This window comes from Streptomyces sp. NBC_00667 (assembly GCF_036226825.1).
GTDB lineage: Bacteria > Actinomycetota > Actinomycetes > Streptomycetales > Streptomycetaceae > Streptomyces.
Genome location: NZ_CP109022.1, coordinates 958,614 through 981,963 on the forward strand (window position 1 = coordinate 958,614; position 23,350 = coordinate 981,963).

Here is a 23,350-nt window from a genome sequence, read left to right on the forward strand (position 1 = left end):
CTGCGGATCTCGCGGAGATTGCATGACGGCCCGGGAGCCACTGAAACACCCTGCTCACCACCGCCCCGGAGGCGATACCGCTCCCGCGCTCACTCCCCCGCATCTGCCGATCGGAACACCGCACCGATGACTGACACGATCAGCGCCCCGCAGGCCCTCGCGCCGGCGACCGCGCCCGTCCCCCAGAAGCTCAAGCGTTCCATCGGCGTGGTCGGCGGAACGTTGCTCACGCTCTCGTGCGTGACGCCCGCCTCGACGCTCTTCGTGGTCGTACCCGACCTGTTCGCCGGCCTCGGCACCTGGACCGCCCTCACCATCGCCATCGGCTCGCTGCTCTGTATCGGCGTGGCGTTCTGCTACTCGGAGCTGGGGACGCTCATCCCCAGCGCCGGCGGTGAGTACGCGATGGTATCGACCATGGCCGGCAGGCTGGCAGGCTGGCTGGTGTTCGTACTGTCGCTGCTCGTCGTGATGATCGTGCCGCCCGTGATCGCCATGGGCACGGCCGACTACCTGGCCCCGGTCGTGCACATCCCCGCCCCGGTCGCCGGTGGCGCCGTGATGCTGCTCGCCACCCTCGCCGGCCTGCTGGACCTGCGGGCCAACGCCTGGATCACCGGCATCTTCCTGGTCCTGGAAGTCGTGGCGGCCGCGCTGGTGGCGGTGCTCGGCTTCGCCCACAGCGAGCGGGGCGCCGACGCTCTGGTGCACGGTTCGGTCGCCGCCGAGGGCGGCGGCACGTCGACCGTGACGGCGATGATGGTCGTCTCCGGCCTCGCGATCGCCCTGTTCGTCACCCAGGGGTTCTCGACGGCCGTCTACCTCTCGGAGGAGCTGGAGAAGCCCCGCCGCAACGTCCCGCGGACGGTCCTCGCGACGCTCGCCATCTCCACCGCCGTGATCCTGGTCCCGGTCATCGCGATCACCATGGGCGCCCCGGACCTCGACGCGCTGAGCGCCGGTGACCTCGGCGCGATGGTCACCGCCTGGTCGAACTCGGCCGTCGGCACCTTCGTGAGCCTGTGCGTCGCCCTCGCCATCGTCAACGCGGGCATCGTCATGGTCATCCAGAACTCCCGCGTGCTGTTCGCCTCCGCCCGCGACAAGGCCTGGCCGGAGCCGGTCAACAACGCCCTGGCGAAGCTCGGCCGCTTCGGCTCGCCCTGGGTGGCCACCCTGCTGGTCGGCATCCCGGGCGCCCTGATGTGCTTCGTCAACCTGGACACCCTGTACGGCGTCACCGGCGTCTCGGTGACCGGCATGTACCTGCTGGTCGCCGTGGCCGCCCTGTTCTGCCGGCGGGGGGCGCACCGTGAGAAGGCCGCCTGGCGGATGCCGATGTGGCCGGCCGTGCCGGTGGTACTGATCGCGGTGTTCGCGTACATCCTGACCCAGCAGGAGACCCAGTACCTGCTGTGGACGGGCGGGATCACCGCCGTGGCCACCCTGTACTGGGCCCTGTACCTGCGGCCGCGCCAGGACAGCCGCTGGCTGGTCAGCATCCCGCAGGACGGGGAAGAGGACGCGGAAGAGGCCGTGGCGGGGGCCGTGGCGTAAGGCCCGCCGGGGCCCGCAGCGGGTCAGTCCCGCGGCGGGCCCCAGCCGAGCAGGAGCGCGGTGCTGACCAGTCCGATGTGGCTGAACGCCTGCGGGAAATTGCCCAGCTGGCGGCCTGCGACGGGGTCGTACTCCTCGGCGAGCAGGCCGACGTCGTTGCAGACGCCCAACAGCCGCTCGAACAGCTCGCGCGCCTCCTTGCTCCGGCCGGTCAAGTGCAGGGCATCGGCCAGCCAGAAGGAGCAGGCCAGGAAGACCCCTTCGTCGCCGGGCAGTCCGTCGACGGAGGGGCCCTCGGTGCTGTAGCGGCGGACGAAGCCACTGGCCCCGAGTTCCTCCCGCACCGCGTCGACGGTGCCGATCACCCGCGGGTCGTCGGGCGGCAGGAAGCCGACCCTGGGGATGAGCAGGGTCGCGGCGTCCAGCTCGCGCGAACCGTAGTACTGGGTGAAGGTGTTGCGCTCCGGGTCGTAGGCGTTCGCGCAGACGTCGGCGTGGACCTCGTCCCTTATGGCCCGCCAGCGCTCCACGTCGCCCGGCATCGAGGGGTCGTGCTCCAGCGTCCTGACGGCGCGGTCCGCGGCGACCCAGGCCATCACCTTGGAGTGGGTGAAGTGGCGGCGCGGGCCGCGGACTTCCCAGAGCCCCTCGTCGGGGCGCCGCCAGTTGTCCTCCAGGAAGTCCAGCAGCGCGAGCTGGATCTTCCAGGCGTGCCGTTCCGTGGGGAGCCCGCTGGCCCGTGCCAGGTAGAAGGCGTCCATGACCTCCCCGTACACGTCCAGCTGGAGCTGGTCCACGGCTGCGTTGCCGACGCGCACCGGGGAGGAGCCCGCGTAGCCGCGGAGCCAGGGCAGGTCTGTTTCGGGGAGCCTGCGTTCGCCCGCGATCCCGTACATGATCTGGAGGTCGGCGGGGTTCCCGGCGACCGCGCGCAGCAGCCAGGCCCGCCAGTCGCGGGCCTCGTCGTGGTAGCCGGTGGCCAGCAGGGAGCCCAGGGTGAGGGTGGCGTCGCGGAGCCAGCAGTAGCGGTAGTCCCAGTTGCGCACGCCGCCGAGTTCCTCGGGGAGGGAGGTCGTGGCGGCGGCGACGATGCCTCCGGTCGGGGCGTACGTCAGGGCCTTGAGGGTGATCAGGGAGCGGACGACCGCCTCCCGGTAGGGGCCCACGTAGGCGCAGCGTGAGGCCCACTCCCGCCAGTCGGCGAGGCTCTGTTCGAGCGCCTCGTCCGGGTCGAGCGGCTCCGGCCGCGGCTCGTGCGAGGGGTGCCAGGTCAGAACGAAGGCGACCTTCTCGCCGGCTGCGACGGTGAACTCGGAGCGGGTGCTCTTGTCCTCGCCCCAGGTGCGTACGGGCGGCCGGCTGCGGAACCAGGCCGAATCGGGTCCGGCGATGGCGACGCGGTCGCCGTCGCGCCGCCGGACCCAGGGCACGATGTCGCCGTAGTCGAACCGCAGGCGCAGGGTGCTGCGTACGGTGACCTCGCCGGAGATCCCTTCGACGATCCGCATGACGTCGGGCATGACGTCGCGCTGCGGCATGAAGTCGGTGACCTTGACCGTGCCGTGCTCGGTTTCCCAGACGGACTCCAGGATCAGCGAGTCGTCGACGTATGCGCGGCGCGTGCACCCTTCGCCGTCCGCGGCGGACGCCGGGGCGATGCGCCAGTGACCGTTCTCCTCGTCCCCCAGGAGGGCGGCGAAGCAGGCGGCCGAGTCGAAGCGGGGCAGGCACAGCCAGTCGATGGACCCGTCTCGGCCGACGAGTGCGCTGGTCATCAGGTCGCCGATGAGTGCGTAGTCTTCGATGGGTTGTGTCATTTGTGCGCTCTTCCCCCGAACGCCGCAGGTCAATCAGGTCCGCGCCGCGCCCGGTCCGGGGGCCCGGAGGGCGCGGACCCCGGGGTCAGTTCCGTACGAGGAGCAGCGCCGCCCCCATGACCACGCCGAGGGCGAGGGCGAGCGCCCTGTGGGCGGGGCGGGGCGTGCGCAACGCCGGTACGGGCAGCAGGCGGTCGGCGGCGTACCGGCCGGGGCCGGCGAGGGCGAGGGCGGCGGCGCCGGCGGTCAGGAGCAGTTCGTATTCGATGCCTTCGGGGGCGAAGAACGCACCGGCGCCGTGGACGGCGATCGCGTTGATCATGGTGCCCACGACGGCGGCGCCGGCGAGCGGGGTGAGCAGCCCGGCAGCGAGGCCGAGACCGCCGAGGGTCTCGGTGAGACCGGCGAGGGCGGCCATGGAGTCGCCCGCCGGGTAGCCGCTCGCGGTGAAGAACCGGCCCGTGCCGCTGATGCCGCCGCCCCCGAACCAGCCGAACAGCTTCTGGGTGCCGTGGGCGGCCATGGTGAGGCCGAGGACGACGCGCAGGAGCAGCAGCCCGGCGTCGTGGGCACTGGTGGCGGTCGTGGGGGCGGGTGCGGCCGGTGCGGCGGCCGGAGCCTTCGTCGCGGCGGCGGAGGCGCTGGTCATGGGGGGTCCTTCCGGTCGGGGCCGGTCCGGAGGGGCAGATCACAGGGTTGTTCAAATTCGAACCGGCTTCCATGACCTTAATCATTGATTCAAATTGGAACAACATGTGTAGGCTGGTGTCATGGCTGGGACGAGATGGCTGGACGACCGCGAGATGCGCGCCTGGAGCGGCTTCCTCGCCGCCTCCGCCTTGGTGAACCGCCGCCTCGACCAGCAGCTCAAGGAAGACGCCGGACTGTCGCACCCCCAGTACGAGGTACTCGTCCGGCTCGCCGCCGCGCCCGGTCGTGAACTGCGGATGACCGAGCTGGCCAACGGACTGATCAACTCCAAGAGCGGGCTGACCTACCAGATCACCCAGATGGAGAAGGCGGGCCTGGTCCGCCGCCGCAGCTGCCCCTCCGATGTGCGCGGGGTGTTCGCCGTCCTCACCGAGGCGGGCCTCGCCCGGCTGGAGGAGGCGGCGCCCGGGCACGTGGCCACCGTCCGCGAGATCCTCGTGGACGTCCTGACCCCCGAACAGCTCGACGCGCTGGCGGCCGGCCTCGGTGAGGTCGGCCGCCGGCTCAGGGAACAGGGCGCCTGAGGCGCCGCCGCCGGGGGGTCCCCTCCCCCGCTGCCGCCGCTACTTGGGCATCAGGACCGTGTCGATGATGTAGACCTTGGCGTTGGCCGTCGTGACGTTGCCGCACACCACGTTGGCGCTGTCGCCGACCCTGTAGGAGCTGCCCGATCCGGCCGTTGTGACAGTGCCCTTCTCCAGGGTCTCGAACGAACCGGACTCCAGCTGCTGCGGCGTCAGCGTCCGGCCGACGACGTGGTGCGTGAGGATCTTCGTCAAGGTGGCCTTGTCGGCGAGGACCTTGTCCAAGTCGGCCTTCGGGATCTTCGCGAAGGCGTCGTTGGTCGGCGCGAACACCGTGATGTCCTTCGCGTTGTTGAGCGTGTCCACCAGTCCGGCCTTCTTGACGGCGGTGACCAGCGTGGACAGGGCCGGGTTGTTCGAGGCGGCAGTGGCCACCGGGTCCTTCGCCATCCCGTCGAAACTGCCGGCGCCCTGCTCGGGCACCGTGGCACACGCCGGACCGAACGGAGCGTCCACCGCCGTGGCTGCCGAGGGGGCACCCGCCGGATCGGCCGGACCGGAGGCGGCGCTGCCGGAGCCCGCCTCCTGGCCGGAGTCGGAGGAGCAGGCGACGAGGGCGAAGGGCAGGACGGCCGCAGCGGCGAGGGCGAGGGCCGTACGGCGCGAACGAAGGCTGTACATGGAGGTGGTTCTCCTTGATCGGGAGTGGTTGGTCGGGGGGTGGACTGTGGTCAGCCGACGCTGACGACGACCGAGTGCCGGCCGCTCGCCCCGTCGGGGATCGTGGGCTTGCGTTCCTCGGTCTGGGTGGTCCCGGACCGGTCGGTGGCGCGGACGGTGAGGGTGTGGCCGCCGGTGACGGCCTGCCAGCGGTAGGACCACTGCCGCCAGGTGTCGGCGGTGTGCTCGGCCGCGAGGTCGGCCGGCTCCCAGGGGCCGTCGTCGACGCGTACCTCGACCCGGTCGATGCCCCGGTGCTGCGCCCAGGCGACTCCGGCGACCATGACGACGCCGGGCGCGGGGCGGGCGAAGGGCCTGGGGGTGTCGATGCGGGCCTGCGTCTTGACGGACGCCTCGCGGGCCCAGTTCCGCCGCACCCAGTAGGGGTCGTAGGAGGCGAAGGTGGTGAGCTCGATGTCCTCGATCCACTTGCAGGCCGATACGTATCCGTACAGGCCCGGCACGAGCATCCGTACCGGGAACCCGTGGGCCAGGGGCAGGGGTTCGCCGTTCATGCCGACGGCGAGCATCGCGTCACGGCCGTCCATGACGGCTTCCACCGGGGTGCCCAGGGTCATGCCGTCCACCGAGCGCGCCACGAGCTGGTCGGCCGGTCCCCCTTTCGACGGCGGCCGTACGCCCGCCTCGGCCAGCAGGTCGGCCAGGCGTACCCCGAGCCAGCGGGCGGTGCCCACGTACGGGCCACCGACCTCGTTGGACACGCAGGTCAAAGTGAGGTCGCGCTCGATGAGCGGCCGGCCGAGCAGGTCGGCGTAGCTGTAGGTGCGGGGGCGGCCGACGCCCTTGCCGTGGACGCGCAGCCGCCAGGTGCCGGCGGGGACGGCGGGGACCACCAGGGCGGTGTCGACGCGGTAGAAGTCCGCTCCGGGCGTGGTGAACGGGCTGATGCCGGGGATGCGCAGGGACGCCCCGCGGGGCACGGCCGGGGCGGGCGAGGCCGGTGCGGGCAGCCGTACGGCGGCCCGGGAGGCGGCCGCGTCCCGGACCCTCGAGGCACCCAGCCGCCGGCCGAAGACTCCGGCGGCCGTCGAGGCGACGGCGGTGGAGCCGGCCGCCAGGAGGAACCGCCGACGGCTCTGCGCTGCGCCGAAGACCGCGCCGGGGGCCGCGGCCGCCCGGCCGGTCAGCACGTACAGCAGCGCCGCCGCGGCCAGGGCGCCCACCAGGGACGGCAGGGCGTCGGCGGGGCCGGTGGAGTCGGGCCGGGTGACGGCGGCCGTCCCGCCGACGAGACCGAGGAGCAGGACCCCGGCGCAGCCGCAGCGGCGGTGGCGCAGGGCGAGCAGGCCGAGTACGACGCCCGTCAGCGCGAGGACCGCGAGGATGCCGAGCTGGAGGACCAGCTTGTCGTCACTGCCGAAGTGCCGGATCGCCCAGTCCTTGAGCGCGGACGGGGTACGGTCGACGGCCGCGCCGCCGACCGCGGTCACCGGCCCCGCCTCGGGGCGCACGGCGGCCGCGACCAGTTCGGCGACGGCCAGGGCGGCGTAGCCGGACAGCAGGCCGCTCAGCGCCGCCGGGGCGGTACGGGCGAAGGTGGCTCGGTCGATCCTCACGCCGGGTCTTCGGAGCCACCGGGCCACCGGATTGCCCCTTCACCGCATGAAGTGGCTCGTCTTGCGAAGCGGCTCGTCTTCGAAACCCGGACGCGGCGCGGGCGGGCGGCCTGCGGGCGCCCCGTGCGCCGAGGTGGGAGGCTGGAAGTGACTGCCGCCGGACCGCCGCGTGGGGTGTCGTCCCCCCGCCCCGGGCCGCCAACCGTCAGCATGGGCAGACACGCGCACCACTCCAGCCGCACCGGGAGATTCTCGTGAAGATGCTGATCAACAGTGCCGAGACCGTCGTCGCCGACGCGCTGCGCGGACTGGCCGCAGCGCACCCCGAATTGGACGTCGACGTCGAGCGAAGGGTCGTCGTACGACGGGACGCGGAGGACGGCGGACGGGTCGGGCTGGTATCCGGGGGCGGTTCCGGGCACGAGCCGCTGCACGCCGGGTTCGTGGGCCCGGGCATGCTGTCGGCGGCGTGTCCCGGGGAGGTGTTCACCTCGCCGGTGCCCGACCAGATGGTCCGGGCGGCCGCGGCAGTCGACGCCGGCCAGGGCGTGCTGTTCATCGTCAAGAACTACACCGGCGACGTGCTGAACTTCGAGATGGCCGCCGACCTCGCGGGCGAGGACGGCGTACGGATCGAACAGGTGCTGGTCAACGACGACGTCGCCGTCACCGACAGCCTCTACACGGCCGGGCGGCGCGGCACCGGGGCCACCCTGTTCGTGGAGAAGATCGCCGGAGCGGCCGCCGAGGAGGGCGCGCCGCTGGAGCAGGTCGCGGCGCTCGCCCGCAGGGTCAACGAGTCCTCGCGCAGCTTCGGCGTCGCCCTGAGCGCCGTCACCACTCCGGCCAAGGGGAGCCCCACCTTCGACCTCCCCGTCGGCGAGCTCGAACTGGGCATCGGGATCCACGGCGAGCCCGGCCGGGAGCGGCGCGCGATGATGCCGGCACGGGAGATCGCGGACGTGGCGGTGGGCGCCGTACTGGACGACCTGGAGCAGGTGGCTCCCGCCGACGGGCCGGTGATCGCGCTGGTCAACGGGATGGGCGCGACGCCGCTGCTGGAGCTGTACGGCTTCCACGCGGAGGTGGCCCGGGTACTGTCCGAGCGCGGGGTGCCGGTCGCCCGGACCCTCGTCGGCAACTACGTCACCTCCCTGGACATGGCGGGCTGTTCGGTGTCCCTGTGCCGGGCCGACGAGGAACTGCTGCGCCTGTGGGACGCGCCGGTGCAGACCGCAGCCCTGCGGTGGGGGCGGTGAGCGGCCGTCAGGGCCCCCGGCCCGGCCCGTCGTCGCAGCCCTGTCGGCAAAGCCCCGTACCCGCGCCGGTGGACCGTATCGTGGCGGTGGAAGGCCGGTCGGACGGACGTGAGGCGAGGAGATCCGGTGCGTGACACAGACTTCTTCCGGCGCTGGATGGACACCGCCACGGCGGCCGTCGAACGCGAGGCGGACCGGCTGACCGAGCTCGACTCCCCGATCGGGGACGCCGACCACGGGAGCAACCTGCTGCGCGGCTTCATGGCCGTACGGGCGGCCCTCGCCTCCGGCGAACCGGCCGCGGCGTCTCCGGGCGAGGTGCTCCAGCTCGCCGGCCGGACCCTGATCTCCACGGTGGGCGGGGCGTCCGGACCGCTGTACGGGACGCTGCTGCGCCGCACGGGCAAGGAGCTCGGCGACTCCACCGAGGTCTCCGACGACGCGCTGCGCGAGGCGCTGTACGCCGGGGTGGGCGCGGTGGCGCAGCTCGGCGGGGCGGCGCCGGGCGACAAGACGATGCTGGACGCGCTGGTGCCGGGGGTGGCCGCACTCGCCACCTCCTACCGGGCGGCCGCCGACGCGGCGGAGGAGGGCGCGCGGGCGACGGTGCCGCTCCAGGCCCGCAAGGGCCGGGCCAGTTACCTGGGCGAGCGCAGCATCGGGCACCAGGACCCGGGCGCGACCTCGTCGGCCCTGCTGCTGGACGCCCTCGCCGAGGTCGCGGAGGGCGGGGCGTGAGCGCGTCGCGGGCCTGCGTCGGCATCGTGCTGGTCTCACACAGCGCGAGGGTCGCGCAGGCGGTGGCCGAGCTGGCCCGCGGCCTGGCCGGGGGCGCGCCTTCGGTCCTCGTCGGCGTCGCGGGCGGCACGGGGGACGGCGGGCTCGGGACCAGCGCGGAGCTGATCGTGCGCGCCGCACGGGAGGTGGACGCGGGCGCGGGCGTGGCGATCCTGGCGGACCTGGGCAGTTCCGTGCTCACCGTCAAGTCCCTGCTGGTGGACGGGGAGCTGCCGGACGGCAGCCGGCTGCTCGACGCGCCGTTCCTGGAGGGTGCGGTGGCCGCCGTGGTGGCCGCCTCCGCATGTGCCCCGCTGGACGCGGTGGAAGCCGCGGCCGGCGAGGCGCACAAATACCGCAAGGGCTGACCGGCCGGCCGGGCCCGTCGGACGGGGGCGGCCGGCCGGGCCGGGCCGCCGCCACCGGTCCGCTACCGTCCGCGCAGGATTTCGATCTCGCGGCGTTCGCCCTTCGTGGGCCGGCCCGCGCCGCGGTCGCGGATGCCGACCACGGCCGCCTCGACCGGGGTCGGCGGCGGCGGGCTCTTGTCGATGTAGCACTCGGCGGCCACCGGCGCGCCGACCCGCTTGGCCACCGGCTTCTGCACCACCACGATCCGCTCGCGGCCCGCGTGGAAGAGCCGGACCTCGTCGCCCGCGCGCACGGCCTGGGCCGGCTTGGCACGATCGCCGTTGACCTTCACATGGCCCGCGCGGCAGGCCGTCGCCGCGGTCGAACGGGTCTTGGTCAGCCGCACCGACCAGATCCACGCGTCGACCCGGACCGTTCCCGATACCTCATCAGCCATGTCCCGACCTTATCGAGGCGGGCGGCCGGAAGGCGAAGCACTTTCGGCGGATGACACAACAGCCGCCGCATCTGCCATGTACAACCGCCCGAGGGAATTGCAAATGCGCCGAAGATGCCCCTACCTTGTCGCTCATGCAGTCCTACACCATCGGACAGGCCGCGCGTCTGCTGGGCGTCAGCCCGGACACGGCGCGCCGCTGGGCCGACGCCGGCCGGGTCGCGACCCATCGCGACGAGGGCGGGCGCCGGCTGATCGAGGGCCGGGCGCTGGCCGCCTTCTCCATCGAGGTGGGCCAAGGCGCCCACGGCGAGGACGAGGAGCCGTACACCTCGGCGCGCAACGCCTTCCCCGGCATCGTCACGGCCGTCAAGGTCGGCGACGTGGCCGCGCAGGTCGAGATCCAGGCCGGACCCCACCGCCTGGTGTCCCTGCTCACCCGTGAGGCCGTCGAGGAGCTCGGTCTGGAGGTCGGCATGCGGGCCACCGCCCGCGTGAAGTCCACCAGTGTGCACGTCGACCGCGCCTGACCGCGGTTCCCGCACCCCCGCTCGGCACCACCGACCGTCCCCACCCGCTCCGCCCGTCCCCGGCGCGGGTCACCACCGCGCGGCCCCGGCATCCGAGCCGGCCGCCGACCCGACCGAGGAGCACCCGCCCATGTCCCCGACCCCGACCCGCCGCCGCGCCGCTGCCGCCGCCGCCCTGACCGCAGCGCTCCTCGTGCCGGCCCTGTCCGCGTGTGGCGCCGACGACGAGAAGTCCGGCGCGGCGGGCCCGCCGAGCGCCTCCTCATCCGCTTCCGCCCAGGTCAAGCCGGCGAACCTGACCGTCCTCGCCGCCTCCTCCCTCACCGACGTCTTCAAGACGGCGGGCGCCGCCTACGAGAAGTCCCACCCGGGTACGAAGGTGACCTTCTCCTTCGCCGGTTCGCAGGAACTCGCCGCCCAGGTCAAGCAGGGCGCGCCGGCCGACGCGCTGGTGACCGCCGACACCAGGACGATGGACGGCCTCAAGGCCGAGACGGGCGGGGCGACGGTCATCGCGAAGAACCGCCTCGTGATCGCGGCCGGCAAGGGCAACCCGTTCAAGATCGACGAGCTCAAGGACCTCGCGGACAGCAAGATCAAGGTCGTGCTCGCCGCGCCCGAGGTGCCGGTCGGCCGCTACAGCAAGCAGATCCTCGACGCGCAGAAGATCGAGGTGAAGCCGGTCTCCCAGGAGCCCAACGTGCGCGCCGTGCTGAGCAAGGTCGAGCTCGGCGAGGCCGACGCCGGTCTCGTCTACAAGACGGACTCCGCCAAGTCGGGCGACAAGGTCGTCAACGTGGAGATCCCGGACGACCAGAACGCGGTCGCCTCCTACCCGGCCGCCACGATCAAGCAGTCCAAGAACGGTGGGGCCGCGGCCGCCTTCGTGGCGTGGCTGAGCACGCCCGAGGCACAGAAGATCCTCCAGGACGCCGGCTTCCAGCAGCCGTAACGGCTCCCGCGGCCCGAACGCGGGCAGGGGCTGCCTGACCGGGGGGACAGGCAGCCCCTTTTCCTTCTTGCAGTGCTCGAACGGCCGTCTTCCCACCCGGAACGCACGCAGCCGAGAAAACCAGCCAGGAACCGCCTCATGAGCAGACCCCGTACCCGCGTCCGGCCGCCCGTGGCCCTGGCGTTGCCCGCGCTCCTCGCCGTGGCGTTCCTGCTGCTGCCGCTCCTGGGCATCCTGAGCCGCACCCGGTGGAGCGAGCTGGGTACCCATCTGGGCAGCCCGGCGGTGGAGCAGGCGCTCAAGCTGTCGCTGCTCGTCTCCTCGTGGGCACTGGGCCTCTCCCTCCTGCTCGGGGTGCCGCTCGCCTGGCTGCTGGCCCGCGTCGACTTCAAGGGCAAGGCGTTCGTACGGTCCCTCGTCCTGCTTCCCATGGTGCTGCCGCCCACCGTCGGCGGTGTGGCGCTGCTGCTGGGATTCGGCCGTCGCGGGCTGCTGGGGCCGTGGCTGGAAGACACCTTCGGCATCACGCTGCCGTTCCACACCTCGGGCGCCGTCGTCGCCGCCACCTTCGTCGCGATGCCGTTCCTCGTCATCAGCCTGGAGGGCGCACTCGGCGGCCTCAAGCGCAGTTACGAGGAGACCGCGGCCTCCCTCGGCGCCCCGCCGGTACGGGTGTTCTTCACCGTGACCCTCCCCATGGTGGCGCCCGGCCTGGCCGCGGGTGCGGCGCTCACCTGGGCCCGGGCGCTCGGCGAGTTCGGCGCCACCATCACCTTCGCCGGAAACCTGCCCGGCACCACCCAGACGTTGCCGCTCCAGGTGTACCTGCTGCTCCAGGACAGCCCTGATGCAGCCACCTCCGTGTCCCTGCTGCTGCTCGCGATCGCGATGGGCGTGCTGATCGCACTGCGCGGCCGCTGGACCGGTGCCCCCCTCAGCCGCGACTTGGCCCGGGCGGCCGCGCCCGTGGCCGGGGAGGCCCCCGAGCCCCTCGCCCCCGCCGAGCCGCCCGCCCCGCACCAGGGCGGCGGCCACTGGCCGCTGCACGCCGAGGTCACCGGCTTCAACCGGCTCACCCTGGACGCCGGCCCCGGCACCACGATCGCCGTCGTCGGCGAGAACGGCGCCGGCAAGACCACCCTGCTCCGGGCCCTGCTCGGGCTGACCCCGCGCGCCCACGCCACCCTGCGGCTGGGCGACACCGACGTCACCGCGCTGCCCCCGCACCGGCGGCAGGTGGCCTGGGTGCCGCAGGACGGTGCGCTGTTCCCGCACCTGAGCGCGCTCGCCAACACCGCGTACGGGCTGCGCGCCCGCCGGGTGCCGCGCGCCGAAGCGCGCGCCGAGGCGCAGGAGTGGCTGGACCGGCTGGGCGTCGGTCACCTGGCCCGGCGCAGACCCGCGCAGCTGTCCGGCGGGCAGGCGCAGCGCGTGGCCCTGGCCCGGGCGCTCGCGGCGCGGCCTAGGCTGCTGCTGCTCGACGAGCCCCTCGCCGCCCTCGACCAGACGACGCGGGCGCGGGTCCGGCACACCCTGCGCACCCACCTGGCGGGCTTCGGCGGGGTCTGCCTGATCGTCACGCACGACCCCGTCGAGGCGGTGTCCCTGGCCGACCGGGTCCTCGTGCTCGCCGACGGGCAGACCCTCCAGGACGCCCCGCCCGCCGAGGTCACCCGCCATCCGCGTTCCCCGTGGGTGGCGCGGATGCTGGGCCGCAACGCCTGGCCGGGCACCGCCACCCCGAAGGGGCTCGAACTCGCCGGGGGCGGCCTCCTGGTGGTGCCCGAGGCGCTGCCGGAGGGCTCCCAGGCGCTGGCGATCATCGCCCCGGAGGCGGTGTCCGTGTACCGGGAGCGGCCCGGCGGCAGCCCGCGCAACGTGTGGCCCGGCACCGTACGGGAAGTCACCGCGGTGGGGAGCCGGCTGCGGGTGCTGATCGGCTCCGCCGGGGCTCCGGACCTCGTCGCGGAGATCACCCCGGAGGCGGCGGCCGAGCTCGGCGTGGTCGACGGCGCCGAGGTGTGGACCAGCGTCAAGGCCACCGAGGTGACGCTCGTACGGCTCTGATCCGGCGTCAGGCGCCGGGCCGTACCGAGAGCCAGTCCCCGGCGGCGAAGGCGTCGACGCCGATCAGGGTCCGTTCCCCGCGGGCCGCAGCGACCGACAGGACGCCCTCGGAGCGGCCGGCCGCGAAGCGGGGTGCGTCGAGGGTCAGCAACACGGCCCGTTTCCCTGTCGTGCGGCGGAACTCCGCGAGCAGGTCCTCCAGCAGGGCGGCCTCCTTGCGGTCCACGCTCTGCGGGGCGTGGCGTTCCACGACGGCCACCGCGCCCGTGTCCGGCTCCCGGGCGGCGGCCGCCAGGGCCTCGCGCACCGCCCGCATCCGGTGCAGCCCGGCGCCCCCCTCCAGCGTGCGGCGGCCGCTGTCGAGCGGCACGAACCGTACTCCGCGGTGCACGGACCCGGGGCGGCCCCCGCGGAGCACGAAGTCGACGCCCGGCGGCGGCGCCTGCCCGGCCGGGACCACTGCGAACCGCCAGGGCCGCGCCGCCACCTGGGCGGTGGTACCCACCACCGGGTCCGCGGCCGCGGGCACGGCGGGGGCCGGGCCGGTCGGCGGGGTGGCGGCGGTCAGCGTGTCCAGCAGCAGCCGGCCGGGCCGGGCCCCGGGCGCCGCCGAGAGGCGGGTCAAGGTCAGCGGCGGCCGTGCCCGGGCCGGCAGCGGCAGGGTGATCCGGCGCCTGCCGGACCAGGTCACGGCGGGCCCGCGCAGAGGAACGGCGGCCCCGTCGGCGTCGGCCAGGTGCACCGTGGGGCGGGCCCCGGATCCGTCGCCCGTCACCCACAGGGACACCGAACGGGCGAGCTCCGGCACGGGGAGCGGGCCCGGCGGGGCGGCGGACGCCACGGCGCGGGCGGGTGCGAGGGCCAGCGCCCCGGGGGCGGCCTGCGCACCCGGGCCGGTCCAGCGGGCGGCGTCTGCCGGGGCGGCGAGCGGCAGCTCCTCCAGGCCGACGCCGAGGGCGAGTTCGGCGGTGGCCCCGGTCGCCCGGACGGTGACGCCGAGGCGCCCGGTGGCGTGCGGAACCCGGGCGGTCACGGTGAAGGCGCCCCGGCCGTCGTCGCTCACGCTCCAGCGGGAGCGGTCGAACCGCAGCGCCACGTCCCGGGGTTCGACGGGTGCGGCCGCACCCTGCGCGTCGTAGCCGGTCAGCGCGAACCCGGCGTGCTCGGCGGGCCCGGCGAGTCCGATCCGGTCGCTGGTGGGCCGGAGCCGGGTCAGCGGGCCGAGGACGTCCAGGCGCAGCGCGCCGGTGGCCGCTCCGCGCCGGGCCGTGACGGTGGCGGGCCCCGGCCGCAGCGCGTGGAATACCCCGTCCGGGCCGACGCTGCCGCCGCCCCGGGCAGACCACTGCGGGGCGCCGGGGGCCGGGCCGAGCGCGAGGTCGTGGCCGGTGGCGGTGAAGGTGCGGGTCAGCCCCGGGAAGGCACGGGCCGAACCGGCGACGGGCTCGACGCGGTACCCGGTGAGGTGGCCGGAGCCGGCCGGGGCGGTGAGGACGAGGCCGTTGGGGACCGGGCGGAGCACGCCGTCCGACGGGGAGTTCTCCACGGTCAGGGCGGTGGCCCCGCTCCGTCCGGCGAGCAGGGTCGAGGAGCCGCCGCCGTCCAGGTTGAGGGCCTCGGACGCCCCGAGCCGGCGCATCATCCGGCCGAGCCCGGTCAGAGACAGGCCGCCGCTGTCGCGCTGGCGGCCGTCAACGGTGACCAGGCGCAGCCGCCGGCCGCCGTCCGAGAGGCCCACCGCGGTGCGCGGGGCGGCGGCGTCGTTGGGTTCGCCGTCGTGGTTCTGCGGGGTCCCGGCCAGCACCAGCGGCTCCCGGCCGCCGATCGCCGTCACCGGGACAGGGCCCGGGACCGGGGCTGGGGCGGTGACTGCGGCTGCGGCCGGGCCGCCGGACGCGGGCAGCGGGAGGGCCGTCACGGCAACCGGGTCGCCGGGGCGCAGGCGGCCCAGTTCGGCCGCCGCGGGACCGGAGGCGACGAGCAGGGCTGTTCCGGAGGCGGGCCGCCCGATCGGCTGCCGGGCGGGGCCGGTCACCCGGCCGTCGCGGAGTTCCACGGCCCGGGTCGCGGCGGCGGGCATGACCGTGCCGGGCCAGTCGTCGGTGTAGAGGGCGAAGCCGTCGGCGGGCGGCCGGGCGGCGTTGTAGCCGGCCAGGGGGCGTACGGCGCCGCCCGGCAGGGTGACGGTCCCGCGGAAGCCGAGGCGCAGGAGCCGGCCGCTGCCTTCGGGGCCGAAGCCGATGGCCAGGCCGCCGCCCGGGCCGGGTGAGGCGGAGTGCAGGAACCGCCCGGCGCGCAGCCCCGGGCCGAGGGGGGCCTTGGTGCCCCGGATGTCGAAGAAGTCCCCGTTGACGGCGCCGACGACCCGCCGCCCGGGCCCGGCCTGATGCCGGACGGCGGCTTCGGCGAGGGTGCCCAGGCGGGTCGGGTCCCGGCCGGGGCCGCCGAGGTACTCGGCCCGTACGCCGTCGGCTCCGCCGAGGTCGGCCACGAGTTCGTCGATCCGCAGCCACCGGTCGGCCTGGAGGCGGTCGTAGGACTCCAGGCGGACGCCGGGTGCGATGAGCCGGGAGGTGCGGGCTGTCTCGATGCCCTCGTCGTCGTCGGCGGCGGCGGCACGGGTCGGACCCGCCGCGACGAGGGCGGCGCAGAGCAGGGCGGCGAGCGGGGCGAGGCGCAGCGGGCGGGGGTGCGACGGGTGCGACACCCGGGCAGCATCGAACGCCGGACCGCCGGCCGAGCGCCCGTTCGCCGTGCCGCGCCCGCGGATTCAGCCATTCGCCGGATTCAGCCACGCGCCCCCCTCGGACGCCGCGGGCCGCCGCACGCTCCTGGGGATCGAGCCCTGCGCCCCGACCACCAGGCCGATGTGCGCGCCCGGGAGATCGGTCACCCGCGCCCACGGGGGGGCATCGACGGCCCGCGCGCGGACCGGCCGCGAACAGGGTCGGGCGGGCCGCAGAGCGCGGCGTGCCCCCGCGTCGACGGCCCAGGGCGCCGGCATGCCACGTCCCCGGCCGAAGGCGCGGAGCCCCCCGCCGCCCCGGCCGCGCCCTCAGCCCGTCGGCGGCTCCGTGGCGAACTCCGCCCACACGCACTTCCCGCCGCCCCTGGGTTCCACTCCCCAGGCGTCGGCCAGCCCCTCCACCAGCAGCAGCCCCCGTCCCGACATCGCCCACTCCCCCGCCTCCCGGCGGTGCGGCAGGGCGCTGCTGGTGTCCTCCACCTCGACCCTGATCCGGCCGTCCACGGTCCGGCGCATGTTGACGTGGCCGCCGCCGTCGGTGTGGACCAGGGCGTTGGTCATCAGCTCGTCGGCGACCAGCACGACCTCGTCCGACCTGGCGCGCGCCCCCCAGGCTTCCGAGGCCGCACGGATCAGGTGCCGGGCGTGCGCCGGGGCCGCCGGGTCGCCCGGGTCGAGCCGGTGGCGCAGCGGGCCGCCGCCGCGCGGGGCGGGCGTACCGCGGCGGCGCAGCAGGAGCAGCGCCATGTCGTCGCCGCCGCCCGCGTCACCGATGAGGTCGCACAGCACGTCGGCGAGTTCCTCGACGTCGGCCGGGCCGTCACGCACCGCCTCCATCAGTTCGCGCATGCCCGTCTCGGAGTCCCCTCCTGGGCGTTCGGTCAGGCCGTCCGTGCACAGTACGAGGGTGTCGCCCGGATGCAGGTCGAGGGCGGTGACGGGATACCCGGTGCCGGTCCCGGGCGCGGTGTGCGGGCTGTCGGCCGGGCGCAGCCCGAGCGGGAGGCCGCCCGCCACCTGGACGCGGTGGGCGCTGCCGTCGCCGCGCCGCAGCACCGGATCGAGGTGGCCGGCGCGGACCATGCGCAGCGTCCCGGTGTTCAGGTCGACTTCGGCGTAGGTGCAGGTGGCGAAGCGTTCCGTCTCCAGTTCGCGCAGGAAGGCCGAGGCCCGCGCCATCGCGGTGCCGGGCGTGTGGCCCTCGGCGACGTAGGCGCGCAGCGCGATGCGCAGCTGGCCCATGACGGCAGCCGCGTCCGTGTCGTGCCCTTCCACGTCCCCGATCATCACCCCCACCCGGCCGTCGCCGAGCGGGATGACGTCGTACCAGTCGCCGCCGATGTCCCGGCCGATCCTGGCCGCCCGGTACCGTACGGCGATCCGTACGCCGGCGACGTCCGGGATCCGGCGCGGGAGCATGGCCCGTTGGAGGCCCTCGGCGAGGTCGTGTTCCTGCTCGAAGAGGATGGCCCGCTGGAGGCTCTGCGCGATGCCGCTGCCGAGCGCCATGAGCACGTTGCGTTCCTCGGCGGTGAAGTCGCCGGGACGGGTGTAGAGCAGTCCGAGTGCGCCGATGGCCCTGCCCTGGGCGATGAGGGGGAGGTAGACACCGCTGCGCACCTCGAGCGGCTCGATGTAGGGCCACAGCAGCGGGTAGCGCTCCCGGAAGTCGTCCCGCGAGGCGATGAACACGGGGCGAAGGCTCCGGACGGCTTCGCTCATCGGGAACTGCGCGTCGATCCGGGTGTATTCGATCTCCGGGACGTACGAACCCAGCCTGCCTTCCGCCACCAGGTGGATCCGGCCGCCGTCCACGACCCCGAGCATCACGCTGACCGCCCCGAGGTGGCCGAGCGCCTCGGGGTCCTTGAGGACGTCGGTGACGTCGTTGACGGTGCGGGCGTGCGCGAGGATCGCCGTGGTCCGCTCGACCACCCCGGTCATCCGGCGCCGTCCTTCGTCGTGCGATCCGTCGCCCCCGGGCTCGCCGGGGTCGTGTGCGGCGTCGCGTAGGATCCCGATGATCCGGTACGGGCGGCCGTGCGGATCGCGCAGGATGTGCCCCTGGATGTGGGTCCAGCCGGCGCTGCCGTCACGCCGTCTGCTGCGGAAGTAGGCCCCGTAGTGGCTGCGTCCCTCCTTGAGGGCCTGCGCGACGCGCGCGTCGATCCGCGCCTCCTCGCCCGACACCAGGCGGGCGCGCAGTCCGTCGGGGGTGCCGCTGAACTCGTCGGAGCGCAGGTCGAGGACCTTGAGGGCGGTGGGGTCCAGGTGCATCTGCCCGCTGTCGAGGTCCCAGTCGAAGGTGCCCATGCGGTTGAGCGCCAGGCTGGTGTCCGGCCGCGCCGGCCAGTCGAATTCGGGGGCCGTCTCTCCCCGCTGGTCCATGCTGCCAGCCTCTCACGTGTTACCGGCCGTCGCCGGGTACGGGCGGGCTGGAGGAGGCATCGGGGGAGGAACCGGGCGGTGAGCCGGGGGAGGAACCGGGGGAGGAACCGGGCAGGGCCGGTTCGGACGGTGGGCCCGAGTAGGTGCCCGGGGCCGGGGACACGGGAGGCGGGGCGGGCGGCGACTCGGGGGGTGGGGCCGGGGAGGCCGGGGACTCGGGGGTTGAGGGCGGGGAGGCCGGCGACTCGGGGGCTGAGGGCGGGGAGGCCGGCGACTGCGCCGGTTGTGACGTGGGCGGGGACTGCGGCGGCGAGACGGGCAGCGGCTGCGACGAGGGCGGCGGACTCTTCACCACGGGCGGCGGCACGGCCTTGTCGTGCTCGCCCTGGTGGTCGTTGCGGTCGCGCTCGACCCAGCGCCCGTCGTGACGGTCGTAGATCACGAACTTGTTCACGACGGTCACCGACGGCGCGATGACCACCACCCGGGAGGGCTGGAACGAGGGCCACGGCCGACCGGTCCGCTTCGGCTGGCCCCCCAGCGCGACGGGGGGCGTCAGCGGGTTCCCGCAGGCGCAGCGCACCCGCGGTACGCCCCTGTCGTCGACCAGCACGGCGGTCTCGGCCTGGAGCACGGCCTGGTAGGCGGTGGGCTTGCCGTCGCGGTAACCGTGGTTCGTCACCCGGGTGTCGACGCGCAACTGGAGGGGGGTCAGGGAGCGCAGGTAGTGCGCAACGGCGGCGGGCCGGAGGGAGAGGGCCGAGGCGAAGGCCTCGTTCGTCGACGGCTGGGCGGACAGCACCCTGATCTGCTTTTCCACGTCGCAGCTGGCCACGTCCTTGGTGCCGCCGTAGAGCCCGGGCGCCGCCCCGGTGACGCTGCGGGTGACCGTCGTCCCCGGCGCCGTCGCGCTCGGCGTGGAAGTGCCCGGCGTCCGGGCGGGCGGGCTCTGCGGGGGCTGCGTGCCCTGGTCCGCAGCGGTGGATTCGGTGAAGGGGTCGGGACCGGTCGCGGCGGCGGGCTGCAGGAAGATCTCGCCGCCCGCCTTGCCCGACGGCGTCCCGCCGGGCCGGGTGAGGACCACCACCAGTGCGGCGACGGCGGCAACCGCGACCACGGCGGCGGCCAGCCGGGGTACGGAACGCCAACAGTGCCCCTTCGGCGGCTGCCCGCCGGGCCCCGGCGGCGGTCCGGACGGAGGGGACGGCGGCGGTCCGGCCCCGCGGCTGCCGCCCGAGAGCGGGCCGGACGGGGGACCGGCCGGCCGGCCGCCGGGAGGTTCGGCAGGGGGCCGCCGTGAGGGTGGCCGCGGCGGTTCCTCGCCTGAGGGTTGCGTGGTCACGGGCTCCTCTTCCCCTGCGAAGGTGTTCCGGGGCCCGGCCCAGCCCCTCGGCGTCCCGCGGCTGCCGTACGGACACAACCGTCCACACCAGCGTTTTTCGCACTCCTGCGGACCATTGTGTGCGGCCTCCGGGTGGTGGCCGCAAGCCGGGGGTGCCACCGTGGCGGAGTGAGCAGTCCCTCGACGACGCCGGCCTCCGGAGCCGTGAAGGCCTGGCGTGACGGCTTCGTCGCCGTGGTGGCGGCGTTCGCCGTCATGTTCGCGGTCGCCTCGGCCGGAACGGCCTGTGCGGGCGCCGGCGACCTGCCGGGCGGCGCGTACCCCCGGGTGGTCGCCGCGGTGGTCGTGATGGCGGCCGGAGGTTCGGTCGGGGCCTCGGGCGGGGCCGGCCCCCTGGCCGGCGCCGACGTGAACCTCTCCGTGATGCCGCTGTCGGTCGCCCTGGCCGGTGCGCTGACCGCGGCCTGCGCCTTCCTGCGACCGCTGCGGGGCCGGGCGGTCGCCGGTCCACGGGAACTCCTGGGCCGAGCCGTGCCGTTGGTCGTACTGTGGCTGCTCGCCCTGATGGGGACCGGTCTCGCGGCCCGGCAGACCTTCGGCCTCCTCCCGGGCGATTCTCCGCTCGGGGACATCGGTGAACTGCTCGACTCCGCCCCGACGGTGGGCTTCGAGACCGATCTGCTCGTGACCTTCTTCTGCGGACTGCTGTGGATCGTGGGCCTGTTGGTGGTGACCCTGCTGGTGTCGCGGCGCGCCCCGCTGCCCGCCTCGGTGGTCCGCTTCCACACGGCGGTGCGCCCGGCCGCCTTCGCCACGTTGGTGCTGCTGCTCACGTACGTCGCGCTGGCGGTCATCACCGGCCTCGTGGTGGCGGTTACCCGAGGACACCCGGAACGCACCCTGGCGGTCATGCTCCTGGGGCTGCCGAACCTGGCGTGGCTCGCCCTGTCGCTGGGGCTGGGCGGAGCGTGGAAGGGCAGGGTGGACGGGCCGTTCGGGCTGCCGATGCCGCACCTGCTGGACGAGGTGCTGCGCGGCCCGGAACCCCACACGGTCGACGTCTCCTCGTTCGCGCATCAGGACCCGCGGGCGTGGTGGCTGGTGGTGGTGGCCGCCGTCCTGCTGCTGGGCGCGGGCGTGCTGGCCGCCGTGCGCTCGCCGGCCGGTGTCCGGCCCTGGCGGCACGCCCTGCACCTGGGGGTGGCGCTGGCCCTGGCGATGCTGACGGTATGTCTACTGACGGGCGTGCAGGCCGGGTTCGGTCTCTCCCTCCTGGGGATCGGCGATGTGGGCGGCCTCGGCGAAAAGGTCGACCTGACCCCGGTGCTGTGGCGCAACACCGGCCTGGCCCTGCTGTGGGGCGCGGTGGCCGGATACCTCGGCGCCCTCCTGGGCCGCCCGCTGCGCCACCGGGGGCCCGTGGAGAGCAAGGACCCGGCGAGGCTCTGACCGAGGGGGTTCCCCGCGGTGGGCAACCGATGATCCATACGGGTGAACCGGCGCGGATCGGTTCGGCGGTGAATCGATTCCGCGTGCCAACCTCACCTCCGTGAACACGTTTAAAGGCCTGTTCCGGCCGCTCCATGCCGGCGGCCTGCTTGCCGTCTCCGCAGTCGCCCTGACCCTCTCCACCGCGCTCCCCACCGGAGCGACACCCACCGGCGCCCGCTACCTCGCCGGTCCCGTCGGGGCGCGCGACGCGACGCCCAGGGAGGTCTCGGCGAGCACGGTCTACTGCCCCGACGGCATGCTCCTCCAGTCCGGCGGCTACTCCCTGGAGAACGGCAACACCGGCCCCGTCCTGGCCAGTCACCCCGTCGTCGGACCCGACGGCCGCAAGGGCTGGTACGCGTCCGCCTCGCACGCCGACGTCAGGGCGTACGTGCTGTGCCGCTCCGCCCTCGACTCCGGCTCCTGACCGGCACCCCCTCACGCACCGCCGTCCCGGGGCCGGAACACCGGCATCGCCCAGCGCGGCGGCGGCGGCGCGGGGCCGCGGTGCGCCGCGGACCCGAGGGCTTCCGCGAGCGGCGTCGCCGGCCGGCCGGAGCCCGCCGCCCCGGCCGGCTCCGCCGCCTCCCCCGCCCTTCGCAGGGCCCCGGTGAACTCCAGGCAGTCGCCCCAGCGTTGCTCCGGCGACTTGGCCAGCGCCTTGCCCAGCACCTCGTCGACCGCCGCCGGCAGGTCGGGCCGCCGCGAGGTCACCGGAGGCGGCGGATCGAACTGATGGGCCCAGAGCAGGGCCATGTCCTCGTCACGCTGGAACGGCGGGGCTCCGGTGAGCATCTCCTGGACGACGCACGCCAGGCCGTACACGTCGCATCGCCCGTCGACCGGTTTGCCGGAGATCTGTTCCGGCGCCACGTAGTCGAGGGTCCCCACGAACTGCCCGACACTCGTGAACCCGGTCAGCGACAGCGATTTCTTCGTCAGCCCGAAGTCCGTCAGGTACACGTACTCGGGGTAGTCGCTGTCGATGCCCTCCGCCACCAGGATGTTGCCCGGCTTCACGTCCCGGTGGACCAGGTCGTGGGCGTGGGCCGCGTCCAGTGCCGAGGCCACCTGGCCCGCGATGCGCGCCGCCCTGCGGACGGACAGCGGGCCCGTGCGGTCCAGCAGCGCCCGCAGGTCCTGCCCGGCGACGTAGCGCATCGCGATGTACAGCAGGCCGTCCGTCTCGCCCGCCTCGAAGACGGGCACGATGTGCGGGTGGTCGATGGCGGCCGCCACCTTCGATTCGTGGGTGAACCGCTGGCGGAACGTGTCGTTGCGGGCGAGTTCGGGCGCGAGCAGTTTCAGTGCCACCGTCCGGTCCAGCCGCAGGTCCAGTGCCTTGTAGACGACCGCCATCCCGCCGCGCCCGATCTCGCTCTCCACCCGGTACCCGGCGATCTGCTTGCCCCGCAGGTCGGAGGGCCGGCCGCCGGGCGGGCCGGCGGACATCACCGGTCGCCGCCCTCGGGGCTCTCCACCACCAGCGTCGACTCGTGCCCCGTGTCGTCGGGTTCACGTGCTCCTGCGTCGGCCACACCGCCGGCGTCCGGTGCGCCGGGCAGCGGCGCCCCGGCGGCGGAGCCCGGCCCCGAGACGACGGCGAAGGTGTCCGCCCGGCCGCCTTCGCCGTACAGCCACCGCCCGGCCGCCTCGTCGTAGAGCCACACCGCCTCCCCGTCGATCACCACGCCGGCCCGCAGTCCGCGCGTGCCCCTGCGGAAGGCCTCGGTGTCCGCACGTCCGGAGGCGAGTTCGTCGGCGGCCTTCCGGTAGCGCTCCAGCGCGTCGGCGCTGCGGGCGAGCAGCGGACGGGGGTCCTCGGTGCGCGCGAGGGGCCGGCCGGCCGTCGGCGGCGGCTGCGGCACGGCGACCAGGAGCCGGCCGTCCACCCACGCGGACCATCCGTTGGAGCACAGGACCTCGCCCCATTCGCCTTGCCGGGACAGCAGCTGTACGGGCAGGAAGGGGTCCAGGGCCGCGGTCGGCCGGGACACGTCCGGCGCCTCCCAGGCGGGCAGTCCGTCCTGGGGCACGACGTGCGTGGGCCGGAAGTCCGCGGCGTCGGCAGGGCTCGTCATCGA

The 23,350-nt window shown here is 74.7% G+C and carries 20 protein-coding genes; 10 read left to right on the forward strand and 10 right to left on the reverse strand.

Annotated features, from left to right (window positions below; genetic code table 11):
- Window positions 1-126 precede the first annotated feature (126 nt).
- A complete protein-coding gene (locus OHA81_RS04655; protein ID WP_329193036.1) occupies window positions 127-1,557 on the forward strand; it encodes an APC family permease in 1,431 nt (476 codons plus the stop codon).
- A 23-nt stretch (window positions 1,558-1,580) separates the two neighbouring features.
- Here OHA81_RS04655 and OHA81_RS04660 read toward each other — a convergent pair whose 3' ends face one another.
- Window positions 1,581-3,374, reverse strand: coding sequence for a glycoside hydrolase family 15 protein (locus OHA81_RS04660; RefSeq protein ID WP_329193038.1), 1,794 nt, complete (start codon window positions 3,372-3,374; stop codon window positions 1,581-1,583).
- 85 nt (window positions 3,375-3,459) lie between these two features.
- Window positions 3,460-4,023, reverse strand: coding sequence for a DoxX family protein (locus OHA81_RS04665; protein WP_329193040.1), 564 nt, complete (start codon window positions 4,021-4,023; stop codon window positions 3,460-3,462).
- A 121-nt stretch (window positions 4,024-4,144) separates the two neighbouring features.
- Here OHA81_RS04665 and OHA81_RS04670 point away from each other — a divergent pair, with 121 nt between their 5' ends.
- A complete protein-coding gene (locus OHA81_RS04670) occupies window positions 4,145-4,609 on the forward strand; it encodes a MarR family winged helix-turn-helix transcriptional regulator (RefSeq protein WP_329193042.1) in 465 nt (154 codons plus the stop codon).
- Between the two features lie 39 nt (window positions 4,610-4,648).
- Here OHA81_RS04670 and OHA81_RS04675 read toward each other — a convergent pair whose 3' ends face one another.
- Together OHA81_RS04675 and OHA81_RS04680 are read right to left on the reverse strand one after the other, a co-directional pair.
- Entirely contained in the window at window positions 4,649-5,290 is a 642-nt protein-coding gene (locus OHA81_RS04675; protein ID WP_329193044.1) for a fasciclin domain-containing protein, read from the reverse strand.
- A gap of 50 nt (window positions 5,291-5,340) precedes the next feature.
- On the reverse strand, window positions 5,341-6,906 hold the full coding sequence (locus OHA81_RS04680; protein WP_329193045.1) for a molybdopterin-dependent oxidoreductase: 1,566 nt from the start codon (window positions 6,904-6,906) through the stop codon (window positions 5,341-5,343).
- A 260-nt stretch (window positions 6,907-7,166) separates the two neighbouring features.
- Here OHA81_RS04680 and dhaK point away from each other — a divergent pair, with 260 nt between their 5' ends.
- From dhaK to OHA81_RS04695, 3 genes are all read left to right on the forward strand, one after another.
- Entirely contained in the window at window positions 7,167-8,165 is a 999-nt protein-coding gene (gene dhaK / locus OHA81_RS04685; protein WP_329193048.1) for a dihydroxyacetone kinase subunit DhaK, read from the forward strand.
- 126 nt (window positions 8,166-8,291) lie between these two features.
- On the forward strand, window positions 8,292-8,903 hold the full coding sequence (dhaL, locus tag OHA81_RS04690) for a dihydroxyacetone kinase subunit DhaL (protein ID WP_329193049.1): 612 nt from the start codon (window positions 8,292-8,294) through the stop codon (window positions 8,901-8,903).
- Window positions 8,900-9,310 carry a PTS-dependent dihydroxyacetone kinase phosphotransferase subunit DhaM gene (locus OHA81_RS04695; RefSeq protein ID WP_329193051.1) on the forward strand — a complete coding sequence of 137 codons (411 nt, stop codon included), beginning with the start codon at window positions 8,900-8,902 and terminating at the stop codon, window positions 9,308-9,310. Before dhaL ends, OHA81_RS04695 begins: the two co-directional genes overlap by 4 nt.
- Window positions 9,311-9,372: 62 nt before the next feature.
- Here the strand turns inward: OHA81_RS04695 and OHA81_RS04700 are convergent, their stop codons facing one another.
- On the reverse strand, window positions 9,373-9,750 hold the full coding sequence (locus OHA81_RS04700) for an RNA-binding S4 domain-containing protein (protein WP_329193052.1): 378 nt from the start codon (window positions 9,748-9,750) through the stop codon (window positions 9,373-9,375).
- A gap of 134 nt (window positions 9,751-9,884) precedes the next feature.
- On the opposite strand from OHA81_RS04700, the gene OHA81_RS04705 reads away from it, so the two are divergent.
- The 3 genes from OHA81_RS04705 to OHA81_RS04715 all read left to right on the forward strand — a co-directional run bounded on the left by OHA81_RS04705 (window position 9,885) and on the right by OHA81_RS04715 (window position 13,299).
- Entirely contained in the window at window positions 9,885-10,280 is a 396-nt protein-coding gene (locus OHA81_RS04705) for a TOBE domain-containing protein (protein ID WP_329193054.1), read from the forward strand.
- 130 nt (window positions 10,281-10,410) lie between these two features.
- Complete coding sequence (gene modA, locus OHA81_RS04710; protein ID WP_329193055.1) at window positions 10,411-11,232, forward strand: molybdate ABC transporter substrate-binding protein; 822 nt, start codon at window positions 10,411-10,413, stop codon at window positions 11,230-11,232.
- A 138-nt stretch (window positions 11,233-11,370) separates the two neighbouring features.
- A complete protein-coding gene (locus OHA81_RS04715; RefSeq protein ID WP_329193056.1) occupies window positions 11,371-13,299 on the forward strand; it encodes an ABC transporter permease in 1,929 nt (642 codons plus the stop codon).
- A gap of 7 nt (window positions 13,300-13,306) precedes the next feature.
- Here OHA81_RS04715 and OHA81_RS04720 read toward each other — a convergent pair whose 3' ends face one another.
- The 3 genes from OHA81_RS04720 to OHA81_RS04730 all read right to left on the reverse strand — a co-directional run bounded on the left by OHA81_RS04720 (window position 13,307) and on the right by OHA81_RS04730 (window position 19,775).
- On the reverse strand, window positions 13,307-16,006 hold the full coding sequence (locus tag OHA81_RS04720; protein ID WP_329193058.1) for a phosphodiester glycosidase family protein: 2,700 nt from the start codon (window positions 16,004-16,006) through the stop codon (window positions 13,307-13,309).
- Window positions 16,007-16,354: 348 nt separating this feature from the next.
- The gene (locus OHA81_RS04725; protein ID WP_329193060.1) at window positions 16,355-18,433 is read right to left on the reverse strand and encodes a SpoIIE family protein phosphatase; all 2,079 of its coding nucleotides are present in this window, start codon (window positions 18,431-18,433) and stop codon (window positions 16,355-16,357) included.
- A gap of 19 nt (window positions 18,434-18,452) precedes the next feature.
- Window positions 18,453-19,775 (reverse strand): DUF6777 domain-containing protein, encoded by a 1,323-nt coding sequence (locus tag OHA81_RS04730; RefSeq protein ID WP_443056439.1) that lies wholly within the window; start codon window positions 19,773-19,775, stop codon window positions 18,453-18,455.
- Between the two features lie 168 nt (window positions 19,776-19,943).
- Here OHA81_RS04730 and OHA81_RS04735 point away from each other — a divergent pair, with 168 nt between their 5' ends.
- Both OHA81_RS04735 and OHA81_RS04740 read left to right on the forward strand, forming a co-directional pair.
- A complete protein-coding gene (locus OHA81_RS04735; RefSeq protein ID WP_329193064.1) occupies window positions 19,944-21,224 on the forward strand; it encodes a streptophobe family protein in 1,281 nt (426 codons plus the stop codon).
- A 100-nt stretch (window positions 21,225-21,324) separates the two neighbouring features.
- The gene (locus OHA81_RS04740; RefSeq protein ID WP_329193066.1) at window positions 21,325-21,693 is read left to right on the forward strand and encodes a hypothetical protein; all 369 of its coding nucleotides are present in this window, start codon (window positions 21,325-21,327) and stop codon (window positions 21,691-21,693) included.
- An 11-nt stretch (window positions 21,694-21,704) separates the two neighbouring features.
- Here the strand turns inward: OHA81_RS04740 and OHA81_RS04745 are convergent, their stop codons facing one another.
- Entirely contained in the window at window positions 21,705-22,718 is a 1,014-nt protein-coding gene (locus tag OHA81_RS04745) for a serine/threonine-protein kinase (protein WP_329193068.1), read from the reverse strand.
- On the reverse strand, window positions 22,718-23,347 hold the full coding sequence (locus OHA81_RS04750) for a hypothetical protein (RefSeq protein ID WP_329201987.1): 630 nt from the start codon (window positions 23,345-23,347) through the stop codon (window positions 22,718-22,720). The genes OHA81_RS04745 and OHA81_RS04750 overlap by 1 nt, the downstream gene beginning before the upstream one ends.
- Window positions 23,348-23,350 lie beyond the last annotated feature (3 nt).

Bases quoted from the DNA above. Each gene is read 5' to 3' on its own strand.
- OHA81_RS04655 (WP_329193036.1), top strand. From the start codon at position 127: ATGACTGACACGATCAGCGCCCCGCAGGCCCTCGCGCCGGCGACCGCG.
- OHA81_RS04660 (WP_329193038.1), bottom strand. From the start codon at position 3,374: ATGACACAACCCATCGAAGACTACGCACTCATCGGCGACCTGATGACC.
- OHA81_RS04750 (WP_329201987.1), bottom strand. From the start codon at position 23,347: ATGACGAGCCCTGCCGACGCCGCGGACTTCCGGCCCACGCACGTCGTG.
- OHA81_RS04705 (WP_329193054.1), top strand. From the start codon at position 9,885: ATGCAGTCCTACACCATCGGACAGGCCGCGCGTCTGCTGGGCGTCAGC.
- OHA81_RS04715 (WP_329193056.1), top strand. From the start codon at position 11,371: ATGAGCAGACCCCGTACCCGCGTCCGGCCGCCCGTGGCCCTGGCGTTG.
- OHA81_RS04670 (WP_329193042.1), top strand. From the start codon at position 4,145: ATGGCTGGGACGAGATGGCTGGACGACCGCGAGATGCGCGCCTGGAGC.
- OHA81_RS04665 (WP_329193040.1), bottom strand. From the start codon at position 4,023: ATGACCAGCGCCTCCGCCGCCGCGACGAAGGCTCCGGCCGCCGCACCG.
- OHA81_RS04675 (WP_329193044.1), bottom strand. From the start codon at position 5,290: ATGTACAGCCTTCGTTCGCGCCGTACGGCCCTCGCCCTCGCCGCTGCG.
- OHA81_RS04745 (WP_329193068.1), bottom strand. From the start codon at position 22,718: ATGTCCGCCGGCCCGCCCGGCGGCCGGCCCTCCGACCTGCGGGGCAAG.
- OHA81_RS04700 (WP_329193052.1), bottom strand. From the start codon at position 9,750: ATGGCTGATGAGGTATCGGGAACGGTCCGGGTCGACGCGTGGATCTGG.
- dhaK (WP_329193048.1), top strand. From the start codon at position 7,167: ATGCTGATCAACAGTGCCGAGACCGTCGTCGCCGACGCGCTGCGCGGA.
- modA (WP_329193055.1), top strand. From the start codon at position 10,411: ATGTCCCCGACCCCGACCCGCCGCCGCGCCGCTGCCGCCGCCGCCCTG.
- OHA81_RS04725 (WP_329193060.1), bottom strand. From the start codon at position 18,433: ATGGACCAGCGGGGAGAGACGGCCCCCGAATTCGACTGGCCGGCGCGG.